General features: G+C 63.7%; 12 protein-coding genes. 3 read left to right on the top strand and 9 right to left on the bottom strand.

The features are described 5' to 3' along the window. Position 1 precedes the first annotated feature (1 nt). The 5 genes from AC0L3N_RS21890 to AC0L3N_RS21870 are packed head-to-tail and all read right to left on the bottom strand — an operon-like array spanning position 2 to position 7,613. Entirely contained in the window at positions 2 to 2,476 is a 2,475-nt protein-coding gene (locus AC0L3N_RS21890) for a GcvT family protein (RefSeq protein ID WP_473549477.1), read from the bottom strand. Beyond that, a complete protein-coding gene (locus AC0L3N_RS21885; RefSeq protein ID WP_473549476.1) occupies positions 2,473 to 3,654 on the bottom strand; it encodes a pyridoxal phosphate-dependent aminotransferase in 1,182 nt (393 codons plus the stop codon). Before AC0L3N_RS21885 ends, AC0L3N_RS21890 begins: the two co-directional genes overlap by 4 nt. Continuing rightward, positions 3,654 to 4,553, bottom strand: coding sequence for a homocysteine S-methyltransferase family protein (locus AC0L3N_RS21880; RefSeq protein WP_473549475.1), 900 nt, complete (start codon positions 4,551 to 4,553; stop codon positions 3,654 to 3,656). The genes AC0L3N_RS21885 and AC0L3N_RS21880 overlap by 1 nt, the downstream gene beginning before the upstream one ends. Further along, positions 4,550 to 7,003 carry a GcvT family protein gene (locus AC0L3N_RS21875; protein WP_473549474.1) on the bottom strand — a complete coding sequence of 818 codons (2,454 nt, stop codon included), beginning with the start codon at positions 7,001 to 7,003 and terminating at the stop codon, positions 4,550 to 4,552. Before AC0L3N_RS21875 ends, AC0L3N_RS21880 begins: the two co-directional genes overlap by 4 nt. Before the next feature lie 16 nt (positions 7,004 to 7,019). Next, positions 7,020 to 7,613 carry a helix-turn-helix domain-containing protein gene (locus tag AC0L3N_RS21870; protein WP_473549473.1) on the bottom strand — a complete coding sequence of 198 codons (594 nt, stop codon included), beginning with the start codon at positions 7,611 to 7,613 and terminating at the stop codon, positions 7,020 to 7,022. A 297-nt stretch (positions 7,614 to 7,910) separates the two neighbouring features. Here AC0L3N_RS21870 and AC0L3N_RS21865 point away from each other — a divergent pair, with 297 nt between their 5' ends. After that, on the top strand, positions 7,911 to 8,615 hold the full coding sequence (locus tag AC0L3N_RS21865) for a nitroreductase (RefSeq protein WP_473549472.1): 705 nt from the start codon (positions 7,911 to 7,913) through the stop codon (positions 8,613 to 8,615). 37 nt (positions 8,616 to 8,652) lie between these two features. Here AC0L3N_RS21865 and AC0L3N_RS21860 read toward each other — a convergent pair whose 3' ends face one another. The 4 genes from AC0L3N_RS21860 to AC0L3N_RS21845 form a co-directional block, all read right to left on the bottom strand. Further along, the gene (locus AC0L3N_RS21860) at positions 8,653 to 9,255 is read right to left on the bottom strand and encodes a sarcosine oxidase subunit gamma (RefSeq protein WP_473549471.1); all 603 of its coding nucleotides are present in this window, start codon (positions 9,253 to 9,255) and stop codon (positions 8,653 to 8,655) included. Further along, positions 9,248 to 12,256 carry a sarcosine oxidase subunit alpha gene (locus AC0L3N_RS21855; protein WP_473549470.1) on the bottom strand — a complete coding sequence of 1,003 codons (3,009 nt, stop codon included), beginning with the start codon at positions 12,254 to 12,256 and terminating at the stop codon, positions 9,248 to 9,250. The genes AC0L3N_RS21860 and AC0L3N_RS21855 overlap by 8 nt, the downstream gene beginning before the upstream one ends. Next, the gene (locus AC0L3N_RS21850; protein WP_473549469.1) at positions 12,253 to 12,549 is read right to left on the bottom strand and encodes a sarcosine oxidase subunit delta; all 297 of its coding nucleotides are present in this window, start codon (positions 12,547 to 12,549) and stop codon (positions 12,253 to 12,255) included. Before AC0L3N_RS21850 ends, AC0L3N_RS21855 begins: the two co-directional genes overlap by 4 nt. Before the next feature lie 88 nt (positions 12,550 to 12,637). Further along, positions 12,638 to 13,897: a sarcosine oxidase subunit beta gene (locus AC0L3N_RS21845; protein WP_473549468.1), complete on the bottom strand. Its 1,260-nt coding sequence runs from the start codon at positions 13,895 to 13,897 to the stop codon at positions 12,638 to 12,640. 218 nt (positions 13,898 to 14,115) lie between these two features. Between AC0L3N_RS21845 and AC0L3N_RS21840 the strand changes: the two genes are divergently transcribed. Together AC0L3N_RS21840 and AC0L3N_RS21835 are read left to right on the top strand one after the other, a co-directional pair. Next, positions 14,116 to 16,605, top strand: a complete 2,490-nt coding sequence (locus AC0L3N_RS21840; RefSeq protein ID WP_473549467.1) for a mechanosensitive ion channel domain-containing protein — start codon at positions 14,116 to 14,118, stop codon at positions 16,603 to 16,605. A 318-nt stretch (positions 16,606 to 16,923) separates the two neighbouring features. Beyond that, on the top strand, positions 16,924 to 17,187 hold the full coding sequence (locus tag AC0L3N_RS21835) for a hypothetical protein (RefSeq protein WP_023798910.1): 264 nt from the start codon (positions 16,924 to 16,926) through the stop codon (positions 17,185 to 17,187). Positions 17,188 to 17,240 lie beyond the last annotated feature (53 nt).

Here is a 17,240-nt window from a genome sequence, read left to right as displayed (position 1 = left end):
GCTACATCCGCACCCGTTCCGACTTCGGATCATACATCGGCTTCAGCGATGCCTCGGCGGCGAAGCGCTCGCCGGCGATCTCGATCTCGTAGGAAGACGACAGCACATCCGCCTCGCTCTCGCCCTGGCACGGCACGTAGCCTAGGCCGATAGCGCCGCCGAGATGATGGCCGTAGTTGCCCGAGGTGACCGGGCCGACAATCTTGCCGTCGCGCAGGATCGCTTCGTTGTGGAAGAGCAAGGGTTGCGTGTCTTTCAGGCGGAATTGCACCAGCCGCCGGTTCAATCCGGTTTCCTTCTTCCGCAGCACGGCATCGCGGCCAAGAAAATCGCCCTTGGCAGTCTTCACTGCGAAGCCAAGGCCTGCCTCCAGCACATTGTCCTCGTCTGTGATGTCGTGGCCGAAATGCCGGAACGCCTTTTCGATGCGGCAGGAATCCAGCGTGTGCAGGCCGCAGAGTTTCAGGCCGACATCGGCGCCGGCCTCCTCGATCGCCTCGAACACGTGGGCTGCCTGATCGGTCGAGACATAAAGCTCCCAACCCAGTTCGCCGACATAGGTCACACGATGGGCACGGGCCAGCCCCATGCCGATTTCTATCTCCTGAAACGTTCCGAATGGGTTGGTTTCGTTGGAGAAATCGTTCGGGCTCAGCTTTTGAATCAGCTTTCTCGCATCTGGCCCCATCAGGCAGAGCACGGCTTCGGCAGCGGTCACATCGGTGATGACGACGAATTCATCGGTGAGGTGCTTGCGCAGCCACGCGAGATCACGCTGCAGCGTCGCGCCGGGCACGACGAGGAAGAAGGCGGTTTCCGACAGGCGCGAGACGGTGAGGTCGCTCTCGATGCCGCCGCGCTGGTTGAGCATCTGGGTGTAGACGATCTTGCCCGGCGCCACGTCCATGTCATTGGCGCAAAGCTTTTGCAGGAAGGCGCAGGTATCGCGGCCCTCGACACGGATCTTGCCGAAGGAGGTCATGTCGAACAGCCCGACACCGTTCCGGACCGCTAGATGTTCGTCGCGCTGGTTGTCGAACCAGTTCTGCCGTTTCCAGGAATAGCGGTACTCGCGCTCCTGGCCGGGCCTAGCATACCAGTTGGCGCGCTCCCAGCCGGCGACTTCGCCGAACACCGCGCCGCGCGCCTTCAGATGTTCGTGCAGTGGCGAGCGCCTGATGTTCCGCGAGGTCGCCATCTGGCGGTACGGGAAATGGTCGGCGTAGAGCAGGCCGAGCGTCTCGGAGACGCGCTCCTTCAGATAACGGCGGTTCTTCTGGAACGGCTGGACGCGGCGGATATCGACCTCCCACAGGTCGAAGGGTGCCTCGCCGTCGTTGATCCATTGCGCCAGGGCCATGCCGGCGCCACCGGAGGAGACGATGCCGATCGAATTGTAGCCGGTCGCCATCCAGTAGCCGGAAAGCTCCGGCGCCTCGCCAAGATAATAGCGGTCGTCGGGGGTAAAACTCTCGGGACCGTTGAAGAAGGTGTGGATGCCGGCGCTGGCCAGCATCGGCATGCGGTTGACGCCCATTTCGAGGATCGGCTCGAAATGCTCAAAATCCTCGGGCAACTGGTCGAAACAGAAATCTTCGCTTATGCCGTCCATGCCCCAGGGCTTGGCCACCGGCTCGAAGGCACCGAGCATCATCTTGCCAGCGTCTTCCTTGTAGTAGGCGCATTCGTCCGGCACGCGCAGCACCGGCAGGCGGGCCAGGCCGGGGATCGGTTCGGTGACGAGGTAAAAGTGCTCGCAGGCATGCAGCGGGATGGTGACGCCGTTCTGGCGCCCGAGCTCGCGCGCCCACATGCCGGCGCAATTGACGACGACATCGGCTTCGATCATGCCTTGCTCGTCGCCCTGCGTCCAGGAAACGCCGGTGACGCGATCATCCCTGGTATGGACTTTCGTGACCTTCACATTTTCCACGATCGTCGCACCGCGCTGACGCGCACCCTTGGCCAGCGCCATGGCGATATTGGCCGGGTCGCATTGGCCGTCGAGCGGTAGATGCACGGCGCCGACTACATCGGAAATGTTGAGATGCGGATACATCTCCTTGACTTCACCAGGCGAAATCTCGCGCACGTCGACATCGAAGGCGCGGGCGAGAGACGCCTGCCTATAAATCTCGTGCTTGCGCTCCTCGGTTAGCGCCACGGTGATCGAGCCGACTTGGCGCATGCCGGTGCCGACATCGGTCTCGGCTTCCAGCTTGACGTAGAGATCGGCCGAATATTTCGCCAGCCGCGTCATGTTCTGCGAGCCGCGCAGCTGGCCGATCAGGCCGGCGGCGTGCCATGTCGTGCCCGATGTCAGCTGCTTTCGTTCGAGCAGCACGATGTCGGTCCAGCCGAGCTTGGCCAGATGGTAGGCGACCGAGCAGCCCGAGACACCGCCGCCGATGATGACGGCCCTTGCTTTCGTAGGGATGACTTTGGTCGGAATGGTTTTGGGGGGCAGGGCGCTCATGCAGCCTCACGGCGATAGCTGGAAGCAAAGCGGCGCAAGCGAGTGGCTGCTTCCAAAAGCACCGCCTCGGGCTGGCAGAGGCTGACGCGGATATGGCCGGCGGCGGCCTCGCCGAAGCTCGAGCCCGGCATCACGCCGACCTTTTCCTTGTCGAGGAGAGCCCAGGCGAATTTCTCGTCGTCCTGCTCGAGAGCCGATATGTCGAGCATGACATACATGCCGCCTTCGGAACCGCGCACGGTAACGTTGTTCATGCCGCGCATGGCGTCGAGGACGACGGTGCGCCTGGCAGCATAGCGTTCGGCAATTTCCTTGACGCCGTGGCCGTTTTCCAGCGCCTCGGCGCAAGCGAGGCTGATGAAGGCCGGCAGGCCGTAGGTCGTCACCAGATTGAGGCTGGTCAGCAGCGAGATCATCTCTTCGGGCCCGGTCAGCCAGCCCATGCGCCAGCCGGTCATGCCGTGGCTCTTCGACATGGAATTGATGACCAGCGTGCGATCCGCCATGCCGGGCAACGAACGCGGCGAGATGTGCTCGCCACCGCCCAGCGTCCAATAGACCTCGTCCGACAGCAGCCAGAGGTCATATTCCCGGCAGATCTGCGCCAGCTCTTCAAGCCGCTGGCGCGAATAGACAGCACCCGTCGGGTTGTTCGGCGTGTTGATGAGGATGGCGCGCGTGTTTGGCCGAAGCGCCGCGCGAATGTCGGCTTCTCGCGGCTGAAAACCATCCTCGGCGGGCGTCTCGACCACCGTGAAATCGGCGCCCGCTGCACTGAACGTGTTGGGGTAGGTCGCGTAATAGGGCGCGACCACGATGGCATGGTCGCCCTGGTCGAGAACGGCCTGCACCGCCGCATACAGCGCTGCTTGTCCGCCTGGCGTGGCGATGACCTGATCTGAGTCGGTCACAATGCCGGTGCAGGCGGTCGAGGCGGCCGCCATTGCCTTGCGCAGGCGCGGAATGCCGGCAAGCGGGGTATAGTGGTGGTTGCTGGCGCGAACCGCGGTCACGCAGGCTTCGATCGTCTGCGCCGGCGTGTCGAAATCATGGTCGCCGACCGACAGCATGATGATGTCCTCGCCGGCCTGCTTGCGCGCCCAGGCCGCGGAATGAACCTCCCAGCCGTCCTTGCCGGAAGGCACGATGCCGGAAATGCGCGATGATGGTCTGGGCATTATGCTACTCCCGAAATTTCGTAACCGCCCTGTTCGAGCCGGTCGCGCAGGGCGGCGATATGGGGCGGTCCGACTTCGCAGCAGCCGCCGACGATGGCGGCGCCGGCCTCGACCCAGCCGATCGCCTGGCCGGCATAGGCATGCGGATCGAGGTCGTGGCGGGCGTGCAGCACCTCCACGGTGCCGCCATGCTTTAGCGCCTCAATCGAGGTGAAGCCGTTGGCATAGGCGCCAACCGGACCGCCGAGGCCTATCAGTTCGGGCAGCGCTGCAGCGATCGCTTCGGGCCGGCAGCAATTGATCAGTCTAGCTGCGACCGGCAGCCCGTCGAGAGCGCTCGACGCAGCCGCTATGGCTTCGCCGCTGCGCAGCCGTGGCGTGCCGTGATCGGCAAGCGTCCACGACACCCACACCGGCTTGCCGCTTTCCGAAGCCGCGGTGACAGCCGCGCGCGCCTCCTCTGCCGACGCCATGGTCTCGCACAGGAACAGATCGACGCCGTCAGCCTGCTCGGCAACGATGCGGCGGTAGATGTCGAGCGTATCCTGGAAGGATATCGTCAGTGCCGGTGCGTAGCTGCCGAAAAGGGGCGACAGGCAGCCGGCGATTGCCGCGTCGCCGGCCTGGTCGCGAGCTTGCCTCGCAAGCTCGATGCCGCGCTTCTGCAGCGGCTTGAACAGCTCTTCCGCGCCCTCCCGCGCCAGCCGCTCGGGCGTTGCGGAATAGGTGTTGATGGTGATGACGCGGGCGCCGGCCCGGATGAACTCCGCATGCAGGTCGCGCACCAGATCCGGTTCGTCGATCAGCACCTTGGCCGACCATAGCGGGGTGGGTTCGGAGCTGCTGCGGCATACCAGTTCCTGGCCCATGCCGCCATCGGTGAGAATGACAGTCTTCACGCGCGCAACCTCTCGTTCTTTGGATCCCACAGCGGTTCGTCCTTCTGCACGATTGCCCTGAAGCGCTCGCCGAAGATTTCGACCTCGACCGCGGTTCCCGGCTCAGTAAGATCGGCGCGCAGCATGCCGAGCGCGATCGATTTGTCGATGCGATGACCCCAGCCGCCGGACGTTGTCTCGCCGACAATCCGGCCGTCATGCCACAGCGTCGACATGGCGGGCGCATCGCAGTCGCCGGGGTTTTCGACGACCAGTGTGACGAAACGCTTCTTTACGCCCTGCTGCTTCTCGTTCTGCAGTGCCGCCTTGCCACGGAAATCCGGCTTGTCCCATTTCACAAAGCGCTCCAGCCCACCCTGCAGGATCGAATAGTCGGTCGACAGGTCACCTTTCCAGGCGCGGTAGCCTTTTTCGAGCCGCAGCGAATCCAGCGCGTACATGCCGAACGGCTTCAGGCCATGCTTCCGGCCGGTCGCCCAGACGGCGTCGAAGACCGCGGCGGTGTCGTCGACCTTGGTGTGAATTTCCCAGCCGAGTTCGCCGGCGAAGGACACACGCATAAGCCTTGCCCAACGGCCGGCGATTGTCGTCTCCTGGTGCGTCAGCCAGGGCAGAGCAAGGTCGGCGGCGCAGACATCGGCGAGGATTTTTCGCGCGTTGGGACCGGCGAGGATCTGCGTGGCGTATTCCTCCGTCCGATCGATCAGCTTGAAGGAAGCGTCCTTCGGCATGCGGGATTTCAGCCACTCGAAATCATGCCACTGCGCCACTGCGGCGGTAATCAGCGTCATCAAATTCTCGTCGTGGCGCACCACCGACATTTCGGTGACAATGCGGCCCTTGTCGTCGGCAAAGTAGACGAGGCCGATGCGGCCGGGTTTCGGCACCAGCCCGGTAACCTGTCGGCTCAGCCATTCGGCGGCACCCGGACCGTCGAGATTGAAGCGGCTGAAACCGGGCAGATCCAAAATGCCGGCGGCATCGCGCACGGCGAGGCATTCTTCGCGGACGCGATGCTGCCAAGGCCCGTCGCGGCGGAACGTCAGCGTCGCGGCTTCCGAGAGGTCGTCGCCGGCCTGCGCGTACCAGGTGGTGCGCTCCCAGCCATTATAGGCGTCGAAGCGGGCGCCGAGCGCCTTGATGCGATCGTGGATCGGCGACAGCTTGCGGTCGCGGCCAGCCGGCCAGGCATGACGCGGGAACTGGATGGCGTATTCGTTGCCGTAGATCTCCATGCCCTTGGCGACGCAGTAATCCGGGGCCGAGGCAAAGCTGGTGAAGCGGCGCGGATCGCAGGACCACATGTCCCATTCGGTCTGACCCTCAGTCACCCATTCGGCCAGCACCTTGCCGGCGCCGCCGCCCTGGGCGATGCCGAAGGTGAACACGCAGGCCTCGAAAGCGTTCGGCACGCCGGGCATCGGGCCGATCAGCGGGTTGCCGTCCGGCGCGTAGGGGATCGGGCCGTTGATGACCTTGGACAGGCCGGCGGTGCCGAGGATCGGCACGCGGGCAACGGCATCGGCCAGATAGTCCTCCAGCCGGTCGAGATCGTCGGGGAACAGCTGGAACGAAAAATCGTCTGGCATCGGGTCGTTATGGTCGACCCAATGCGCACGGCAATTGCGCTCATAGGGGCCGAGATTCATGCCGTTCTTTTCCTGGCGCAGGTAGTAGGAGGTGTCGACATCGCGCAGCAGCGGCAGTTTCTTGCCTTGCTCTTTCGACCATGCGGCCAGCTCGGGGATTTCCTCGAACAGGATATATTGATGGCTCATCACCATCATCGGCACGTCGCGGCCGAACATCCTGCCGACTTCGGCCGCGCGATAGCCGGCGGCGTTGACGACGACCTCGCAGCGGATCTCGCCCTGCGCCGTCTCGACCACCCACTCGTCCTTTTCGCGGCGCAAGCCGGTGACCGGACAGAACCGAATGATCTTCGCACCCATGTCGCGGGCGCCCTTGGCCAACGCCTGGGTCAGCTGCGCCGGGTCGATGTCGCCATCGTTCGGATCGTAGAGCGCGCCCTTCAGTTCATGCGTTTCGATGAACGGGTAGCGGCGCTTGATCTCGTCGAGCCCGACCACGTCGATGTCCATGCCCTGATAGCGGCCCATGCCCTTGGCACGCTGGAACTCCTGCATGCGCTCGGCGGTATGGGCCAGCCTGAGCGAGCCGGTGACGTGGTAGTTCATGGGATAGCCGACTTTGTCGGCCAGGCCACGATAAAGCTCGGTCGAATAGCGCTGCATGTTCATCAGCGACCATGACGAGGAGAAGGTCGGCACGTTGCCGGCCGCATGCCAGGTCGAGCCGGAGGTGAGCTCGTTCTTTTCCAGGAGCACGCAATCGGTCCAGCCCGCCTTGGCGAGATGGTAGAGCGAGGAGGCGCCGACGACACCGCCTCCGATGATCACCACACGTGCCGTGGTCGGCAAACCGGCCATATTCTTCTCCAAACCTCTAGTAAACAGGTGGCGAAACCACCCAGATGACTACCGCCGGCTCCGCTCCAGGATTGCGCCAGCGGAACGGCTTGCCGTCGAAGCGAAAGGAGTCACCCTCACCAAGCCGGTGCCAGACGCCTGATATCTCGATGTCGAAGCTGCCGGAAGCGACATATCCGGCTTCCTCCGTCGGCCGGTGCGCCTCGGTCTTCAGTTCAGCACCCGGCGCGAAGACCGAACGCAGCATCTCGAAGCTACCGCCGAGGTCGGGCGACAGAAGCTCCTCCACCAGGCCGGAATCGCTTGTACCAAGCGTGCGGCGGCTGCCGGCGCGCACGACCACGCCGCGCTCGTTCTCGACGGGCACGTCGTGGCTGAAGAACAGGCTGACCGGCACGCCGAACAATTCGGCGAAGGCTCTGAGATCGCTAAGCGATGGGATCGACAGACCGCGCTCGACCTGACTGACCCAGCCGACGGAGCGGCCGAGCTTCAGGCCAATCTCGGCAAGCGTCAGCCCGCGCGCCCGGCGCAGCGCCCTGATATCGCCGGCCAGCAGCCGTTCGCGGTTTTCCTGCTCCGATCTGATGGCGGTTGAGGGCAAAGCCATTTCTCTTGGTGAAAAGCCCTTTTGGTGAAAAATACGGGGCGAATTTCATGAGAAGTCAAGTTTGTGAAAAAATCAATAGTATTTTCATGAAGCCCAAGATTTACTTGCGCCATTTTGACGGTTCAGGCAAAGGGCTCGGCTACGAACGGCGAGTTGAGGGGCGTCCGGTTGAGACCCACGATAGAGCGCCGCGCGTCCAATTGGACGCGCAAAGGACGCTCTATCATTTCTAGACTGCGCATGATCCTTTCCGGAAACCGATTTCCGGTTTCCGGGGTCATGCGCTAAGGACGGCCCATGCTGGAAAACAACACCCGAATTGCCAAGGATGCGGCGATCGTCGACGAGGCGATAACCTCGCGCCGTTCGGTGCGTGCCTTCCTGCCTGACATGGTCGATGACGAGACGATCCGCGCCATTCTCTCTGTTGCCGCGCGCGCACCTTCGGGCACCAACATGCAGCCCTGGCGGGTCTACGTCACCAAAGGCGAGGTCAAGCAGCAGATCACCGACGCCATCCTCAACTCCGGCATCCGCGCCGAAAAGGCCGAGTGGGACGAGTATCGCTACTATCCCGACCAGTTCTTCGAACCCTATCTCACCCGGCGGCGGGCGAACGGCTTCGGTCTCTACGGCGTGCTCGGCATCGGCCGTCGCGAGGTCGACAGGATGCGCGCGCAGCACGACCGCAACTTCGTCTTCTTCGACGCGCCGGTCGGCATGATCTTCACCGTCGACCGGCGGCTGAACAAGGGATCGTGGATCGACTACGGCATGTTCCTGCAGAACATCATGGTGGCGGCACGGGGCAGGGGCCTGCACACCTGCCCGCAGGCCGCCTTTGCACCCTATCACAAGCAGATCAGGCCGGTGCTGAACATTCCCGACGAGGAGATCGTCGTCTGCGGCATGGCGCTCGGCCATGAGGACACGTCCAAGCCCGAAAACGAGTTCCGCACTGACCGCGCGCCGCTGGAAGAGTGGGTGACGTTCGCCAAATGAGGCGGCGCCACGTGAGGTGACGATACGCCGTCTCGGTCTACTGTACCTCGTAGCCGACTTCCTCGCTGGCGTGGCAGAGCGCCTTCCAGAACGAGCGCGCAAACGAGCGGAATACATAGATGTCGAACTGGTCCGCGCCGGTGCGCTGGATCTGGGCGAAGACGTCATGATGCATGGTCGAGCGGCCGGTACCGACCGGGAAGGCCGGCAGCGCGAAGTCGATGGCGAAGAATTTCGCCAGCACCCATTCGGCCTTCGGTCCGGCGATGCGGATCGCGGTTCGGCCATGCGACAGGTCGGTCATCGTGCCGATCGCCGGGGTGACGACATTGGCAAAGGCCGATGCCAGGCCTTCGGCCTCATCGACCACAGTGAATTTTCCCGGCGCAAAGCCGAACACCGACCTCACGCCGTCGGTGCTGCCGGCGCCGGCGCCATCGGGCAGAGCGAGGCCGGTCACGGTGCGGATACCTGATATCAACTCCTTCTCCTGGCCCGGCCAGGCAGCGAGCTGCAGGATCGACCCCGGCCTGGTTTCGGAGAGGATGACATCGACGCCGTGTTCGAAATCGCCGTGCGAGCCGGTGCGCAGTTCCGGCTCAAGCGGTGCCAACTCGAGCGGTGATTGGCGCTCAACCATGCATGCGGCTCCCGTCCGGATCAAAGAAGTGGTTGGAAACGATCTCGACCGGGCCGAACCGGTTGCGCAGGGGATCGGAGATATGGGCGCGCGTGCCGCGCCGCGCCTTGCCGTCCTTGACCAAAGCGAGCGCGATGTACCTGCCGAGCGCCGGCGAATAACAGCAAGCGGTGATGTGGCCGATGGAGTCGTGCGGATTGGCTTCGTCAAGCGCCTCGACGATGTGCGCGCCGCCGTTGAGCGGCTGGTTGTCCAGCGAAACCAGGCCGACGAGCTCCAGACGGCCGGGCGCGATCAGGCCCTCGCGATCCATCGTCGCCGAGCCGATGAAGGGCTTCTTCTTGGACAGCATCCAGTCGAGATGCAGGTCGCGTGCCGTGGTGCGGCCGTCGATCTCGGCGCCGGTGACGTGGCCTTTCTCGATGCGCATCGTGCCCAGCGCCTCAAGCCCGTAAGTCACCAGTCCGAACGGCTTGCCGGCTTCGATCAACGCTTCCCAGACATGGGTGCCGTAGCCGGCGCCGGAGTAAACTTCGAAAGCCATTTCGCCGGAGAAGGAAAGCCGGCAGATCATCACCGGCACACCCGATATCTTGCCGTGCACGATGCCCATGAAAGGCAGTGCGGCATTGTCGACGGCAGTGCCGGTGACGCAGGCAGCAAGAATGGCTCGCGCCTTTGGCCCGCCGATCGCCGCACCCGCCCATTCGTCGGTCACCGAGGTGACGTGGACCTTCAGCTCCGGCCAGATGACGTCAAGGAAATACTCCAGATGCTGCATCACCTTGCCGGCATTGGCCGTGGTGGTGGTCATCAGGAAGTCCTGTTCGCCGAGCCGCCATGTCGTACCGTCGTCGAAGGCGAGGCCGTCCTCGCGCAGCATCAGCCCGTAGCGGGCCTTGCCGACGGCCAGCGTCGAGAACATGTTGGTGTAGATCCGGTCGAGGAATTCCGCGGCGTCCGGGCCTTGCACGGCGATCTTGCCCAGTGTCGAGACGTCGACGATGCCGGCGCTCTCGCGCGTCGCCCTGGCTTCGCGCACATAGGCCTGCTCGATCGTCTCGCCTGAAAGCCCGTAGATCATCGGGCGATACCAGAGGCCGGCCGAATACATGGTTGCGCCGTTGGCGACGTGCCAGTCATGCATCGGCGTCAGCCGCTCGGGCCTCAGGTCGCCGAACCGTTCGGCGGCCAGCGAGCCGATCGACACGGCCGAAAAGGGCGGACGAAAACGGGTCGTACCGACTTCGGGAATCGGCTTGCCCAACGCTTCGGCCATGATGGCTAGGCCGGGTATGTTGGAGCTCTTGCCCTGGTCGGTCGCCATGCCGAGCGTGGTGTAACGCTTCAGATGCTCGACCGAGATGAAGCCTTCGCGATGCGCAAGCCGCACATCCTCCGCGGTCACATCGTGCTGGAAATCGACGAAGCTTTTTCCATCGGCCCTGATCTCGAACACCGGCGCCGGATCGGGATCGCCAGGTGCGGCTTCGACGACCGGCAAGGCCGCTGGCGTACCCGTTCCACCCGCCGCGGAAAGGCCGGCGGCTCGGCCTTCGGCGATTGCCTCGGCGGTGGAAAAGCTGCCGGTGAAGACGCCGGCGCCAATCCATCGCTGGGTTGGCCACTGCTGTGTTGGCTTCGGTGGCAGGAAGGCCTGTCGGGCGGCATTCCATTCCGCCTTGGCGCCGGCCTGGCTGGCCAGATGGATGGTCGGCGACCAGCCGCCCGACATCAGCAGGCAGTCGGCTTGAATGCTGCGCGCCTCGCCGGCAAGCGCGCCGTTGACCATGTCGAAGCGCTGCACCTTGATGCCGGACAGCGCCTTGCCGCCTTCGGTGGCGACCACGGCGTGACCGGAAAGGATTTTGGCTTCCGCTTCATCGGCGAGCTCGCGCATCTCGCTCGAAAGCTCCGGCCGCACGTCGACGATGGCGACAATCGCCGCACCGGCCTTCTTCAGCGCCAGGGCGGAGCGATAGGCGCTGTCATTGTTGGTGAAGAGCGCGATCCTGTGGCCCGGCAGCACGCCGTACTCGTTGGCATAGCGCTCGGCGGCTTGGGCCAGCATCACGCCTGGCCGGTCGTTGCCCGGAAACACCAGCGGCCGCTCGAAGGAGCCGGTGGCCAGGACCACCGACTTGGCGCGAATGATCCAGTAGCGATGGCGCGGTTCGCCCTTGCCGGGCCTCTCCTTGTGGTCGGTAACCCGTTCGAGCGCGGCGAGCACGTTGCCGTCGTAATAGCCCCAGACCGTGGTGCGCGGCAGCAGGCGGACATTGTCATAGGCTTCGAGCTGGCCGGCGGCTCGCGCTGCCCAGTCCGCCCCGGGCATCCCGTCGATCGTCTCGCCCGACCAGTTGGCCGAACCGCCGAAACGCGGTTCGAGCTCGCTGAGGATGACGCGCGCGCCCTGATCGGCGGCTGCCCTGGCGGCCATCAGTCCGGCCGGACCGGAACCGACCACCAGCACATCGCAGAAGGCGTTCATGCGCTCATAACGCGCCGTGTCGGCAGCGGTCCCGGCGCGGCCGAGACCGGCGGCGCGACGGATGAAATGCTCGCAGAACATCCAGAAACGCGTGCTCTTCAGCGGGCCGATCGCGGGTCCCATGAAGGTCTTGTAATAGAAGCCGGCGGACAGAAGCCTGCCGCCGAGCTGGTTGGCGGCGCTGACATCCCAGGCCAGCGATGGAAAGCGGTTCTGGCTGACAGCGGTCAGCCCGTCATAGATCTCGACCATGGTCGCGGCGATGTTGGGCTCGCGAACCTCGTCCCGCAATACCGTCACCATGGCGTTCGGCTCCTCGACGCCTGATGTCAGCACGCCGCGCGGGCGGTGATATTTGAACGAGCGCCCGAACAGGGTGACGCCATTGGCCAGCAGCGCTGAGGCAAGCGTGTCGCCGGCATGGCCGGTGTAGGGCGTGCCGTCGAAGGTGAACCGGATGGTCCGCAGCCGGTCGATCCGGCCACCGGCATCGGTGCGGCGCGGGCTCATGTCTTGCCCTCCGCCTTGTGCCGAGCAGCTGACTTGTGGTCGCCGCGCGCGAAGGCGACGCTGGAGATCTCGTGCGTCAGCGTGTTGCGAACGACCCTGAGATGGGCGCGACAACCGCCGGAATGCTGCCAGATCTCGTTGTGGTCGCCCGCCGGGTTCAACCTGTCGTAGACATAGGCGTTCCAGGCATCGAGGTTCTGCGAGCCAGGCTGAGGGCGCTCGCGGTTGCCGTCACCCTGATAGGTGAATTCGATGACGTCGCGCGGGCCGCAATAGGGGCAGGTAATCAGCATGCGATTGTATCTTCTCGTTTGACCATGGTCTTGGCCGAAAACCGGTTTCCACTTTTTGTTATGCTGACCTACGGTTCGGGATCATGGTCTAATGCAGCCGCGGCGTCGGGCCCTGGCCCTTGTCGTCGATCACCAGGCCACGATGGAAGCGATCGAGCGTGAACGGCGCATTGATGTCGTGCGGTTCATCCTTGGCGATGGTCCAGGCAAAGCACCAGCCGGAGGCCGGCGTCGCCTTGAAGCCGCCGTAGCACCAGCCACAGTTGAGATACATGCCCGGCAGCGGGCCGATGGTGATGATCGGCGAGCCGTCCATCGACATGTCGCAGACGCCGCCCCAGGAGCGCAGCATGCGAACGCGGGCGAGACCCGGAAACAGCGCCAGCATTTCGCTCATCACCTCGTCGACAACAGGCAAACTGCCGCGCTGGGCGTAGCTGTTGTAGCCGTCGAGATCGCCGCCATAGACAAGGCCGCCCTTGTCCGACTGCGACATGTAGAAATGGCCCATGCCGAAAGTCAGGACCGTGTTGATGAACGGCTTCAGCGATTCCGTCACGAAGGCCTGCAGCACATGGCTCTCGATCGGCATCGTATCGATGCCGGCGAGCCGCATGACTTGCCCGGTGCTGCCGGCCACCGCGACCGCCACCTTCCTGGCGCGGATCTCTCCGCGCGACGTCGAGACGCCTGATATGCGGTCGCCGTCGCGCAGGAAGCCGGTGACCTCGCAATTCTCGATGATGTCGACGCCGCGACGGTCGGCGCCGCGCGCATAGCCCCAGGCGACGGCATCGTGGCGGGCGGTGCCGGCGCGCCGCTGCATCAGGCCGCCGACGATTGAGAAGCGCGCCGTGGCGGAGACGTCCAGCGCCGGCACCAGGCGTGCGATCTCGGCCGTGGTCATCAGTTCGGCGTCGACGCCGAGATGGCGCATGGCGTTGCCGCGGCGGGCAAAATCGTCGAGTTGGGCAGGCGTGTGCGCGAGGTTGAGGCAGCCGCGCTGCGAGAACATGACGTTGTAGTTGAGGTCGTGCGAGAGGTTCTCCCACAGCTTCATCGAATGTTCGTAGAAGCGCGTGTTGGCCGGCAGCAGATAGTTGGAGCGCACGGCCGTCGTGTTGCGGCCGACATTGCCGGAGCCGAGCCAGCCCTTTTCCAGCACCGCGACATTGGTGATGCCGTGCTCCTTGGCCAGATAATAGGCGGTCGACAGGCCATGGCCGCCGCCGCCGATGACGATCACGTCATAGGACGCCTTCGGGTCCGGCTTGCGCCAGGCCGGTTTCCAGTCCTTGTTGCCGGTCAGCGCGTTTTTGAGAAGCGAGAAGGCCGAATATTCCGCCATTCTTTTTGTTATCCGTTCTGGCTTTTTGTCATCCGTTTTGGGCGATGCGGCACACTATAGAGCAGGCCGCTGCCGCAAAGCCAATATTGCGCCATCGCTTTTCGACTGGCCGACGCCGAGATCGACGAGCAGAGCGGGACGGCTTGCTCCCTGGTATGAGCGTCTTTATCAAGGACGAGCTTTAGAACACCTTGCCGCCTGTGAGTCGCCAACCGATCATGCTTTTCCGACTGCTCCGCTTCGTTCTGGTCCTGGCGATCGTCGCCTCGGCGCCGCTGTCGCTTGATGCGGCGGCGCAGGGGCTTGACCAGGTTGCCTCCGGGGTGGTCGCCGACCAGCAGAAAATCCTGCAGGACCTGACGACGAGGACCGACAATCTCGAAAAGAAAATCCAGGAGGACGGTGACGACGACGCCAGCCTTGTCGATATCCGCCTGCAGCTCGAGGAAATGTCGCGAGGTGCGCTGAACAGCGCGCTTGCCTTCCGCCCGCGCCTTTCGGAGATCAACGCAAGGCTCGATCAGCTTGGGGCGCCGCCGGCTGCGGGCCAGCCGCCCGAGCCCGACATCGTGACCAGCGAACGCCAGGCGCTGGCGTCCGAAAAGGCCGAGATCAATGCTGTCATCGCCGCGGCGCAAAATCTGTCGATCCGCATCAGCGGCCTCATCGCCAAGATCGCCAATATGCGCAGCGAGCTGTTTCGCAATCTGCTCACCAAGCGCTACGTGCTGTCCGACGCTCTGAGCCCTGAGGTCATTTCCGATGCCAACGGTGAATTTACCGGCTTCTACAAGGCGGTGTCATCGTGGCTGACCTTCGCCTTCAAGTTCAAGTTCCAGGCCGTGCTGGCCGCGACCTTGACGGCACTTTCCCTGGCGGCGGTACTTTTTGTCGGTGGGCGGCGCCTGTTCGGGCGTGTCTTCGAAGCTGACCCTTCCGTCGAAGATCCCTCCTATCTCAGCCGGCTGTCGGTGGCGTTCTGGTCGACATTGCTGCCGACGCTGGCGGTTGGCGTCTTTCTGGTCTCGACGGTGTTCTTTTTCAACTACTACAACGTGTTGCGCGGCGACATTGGCGTTTTCCTGAATGCGCTGGTTTCGGTCATCGCGGTGGTGTTCTGCGTCAACCGGCTGACCAATGCGGCGCTGGAACCGCGGCTGCCGAACTGGCGGCTGATACCCGTTGAATCGGGTCCGGCCCGCTGGCTGGTGCGGCTGACGACCGCCATGGCGGTGGTGATCGGCGTCAACAATTTCCTGTCGGTCGTCAATGACAAGATGGGCTCGCCGCTGTCGCTGACCATCGCCAGAAGTTTTGTCGGCACCATTATCGTCGGCGTCATCCTGATCCTGATGGGGCTGCTGAAACCGTTCAAGGCCGCCGACGGAAGCTGGCGTCCCTGGCCGGCGTGGCTGCGCTACACCGCTGTCGCGCTCGGCCTTTTCACCATTGCCACGGCGCTGCTCGGCTATATTGGCCTTGCCATTTTCGTCTCGCTGCAGGTCGTGGTCACCGGAACCATTCTGGTCACCGCCTATATCGGCTTCCTGTCGGCGCGGGCGATCAGCGAGGAAGGCGGCTTTGCCAACACGTCGATCGGGCGCTGGCTATCGACCAATTCCAGTTACGAGGAGTCCGCGCTCGACCAGCTCGGCCTGGTCGTCAGCGTCGCCATCAACCTGATGATCGTGCTGGTATTCCTGCCGCTGATCCTGTTGATGTGGGGCTTCCAGCCCGGCGACATCGAGGCCTGGGCCTACAAGCTGGCGACGGGCCTCACCATCGGCTCGGTGACGATCTCGGTGACCGGCATCCTGACCGGCATCGTTGTCTTCATCATCGGCTATTTCCTGACGCGCTGGTTCCAGGGCTGGCTCGATGGCTCGGTGATGGCGCGCGGCAAAGTCGATACCGGCGTGCGAAACTCAATCCGGCTGGCGGTCGGCTATGCGGGCGTGGCGCTCGCAGCGCTCGTCGGCGTCTCGGCGGCGGGCATCGATCTCTCCAACCTGGCGCTTGTCGCCGGCGCCCTGTCGCTCGGTATCGGCTTTGGCCTGCAAAATGTCGTCTCCAACTTCGTCTCCGGTCTGATCCTTTTGGCCGAGCGGCCCTTCAAGGTCGGCGACTGGATCGTCGCCGGTGAGATCAGCGGCACGGTCAAGAAGATCAGCGTGCGCGCTACCGAGATCGAGACGTTCCAGCGCCAGTCGGTGATCCTGCCCAATTCAAACCTGATCAACAATGCCGTCGGCAACTGGACGCACCGCAACAAGCTCGGGCGCATCGACATCAAGGTCGGCGTCGCCTACGGCAGCGACGTCAAGCAGGCCCATGCTGCCCTGTTGGAGATTGCGCGCGGCCATCCGCTGGTGCTGAAAAATCCGGAACCCTTCGTGCTGTTCACCAATTTCGGGCCGGCCGCTCTCGAATTCGAAATCCGTGTGTTCCTGGCCGACGTGATGAACGGCAACATCGTGCAGAACGACATCCGGTTTGCCGTCCTCGATGAGTTCGCCGACCAGCATATCGAAATTCCATCGGCGCCGCGCGCCGTCGTCGAGACCAAGAAGCATGAGGCGTGGCCGATCGATGACGATCAGATCGAGGCCGAATTCGCCGAGCAGGAACGCGCGGCTGCTGAAGCCGCGGCCGAGACGAAACGCCTGGCTAGATCCGGGCGCAAGACCCGCAAGCCGGATCCCGATTAGGGTATATTGATATTCAGGTGATGCCGGCCTGCGAACGGCTGATACCTGCGCTTCCGGTACTCACGGACCCAAATGTCCGCTCCGTTCCGGTTCTCGGAACCCACCAGTCTGGTCGCTTCGCGCCCGTCTTCGACTCCGGCTCGGCCTGACCTAAATCTCAACATACCCTCAAGTGAGGCTTTCGACACAGCGAAAGCAATTGCGGCATGAATGCGGCATTCAGTTGCCGTTCAGCTGGCATCTCATATAAGCTCACATGCAAAGGGCGAGAATGCCTTGCGAAATGCAACAGAGGCGGTGGAAACACCGATATTGCAAATGTGGAAGTCTCTCGTCGCCGCCATCGCTTTTCTTGCCGTGGGCGGTTCAGCCTTCGCCGCCAGCGCGACCAACAAGGACGCCGAGACCCGCACACTCGTCGTGACCGAAGGCGGTGGCAAGACGGAGCTGGCTCTGGCCGCCGGCGAAACCGCGGAATTCTGCCCGACCGGCTGTTTCGTTACCATGCCGAATGGCGACCTCGAGGCGCTGACCGGTTCGGAAACGATCGAAATCTCAGGCGGCGTCGCCCGTATCAAGTAACCGCTCCAGAAACGTTGACGACTTGTTTTTCGAAGGCCGGGCAACTGCCCGGC

It is taken from the genome of Mesorhizobium sp. WSM4807, assembly GCF_055811615.1.
The sequence above is the reverse complement of the archived record's forward strand: the minus strand, read 5'-3'. Positions and strand labels throughout refer to the sequence as shown.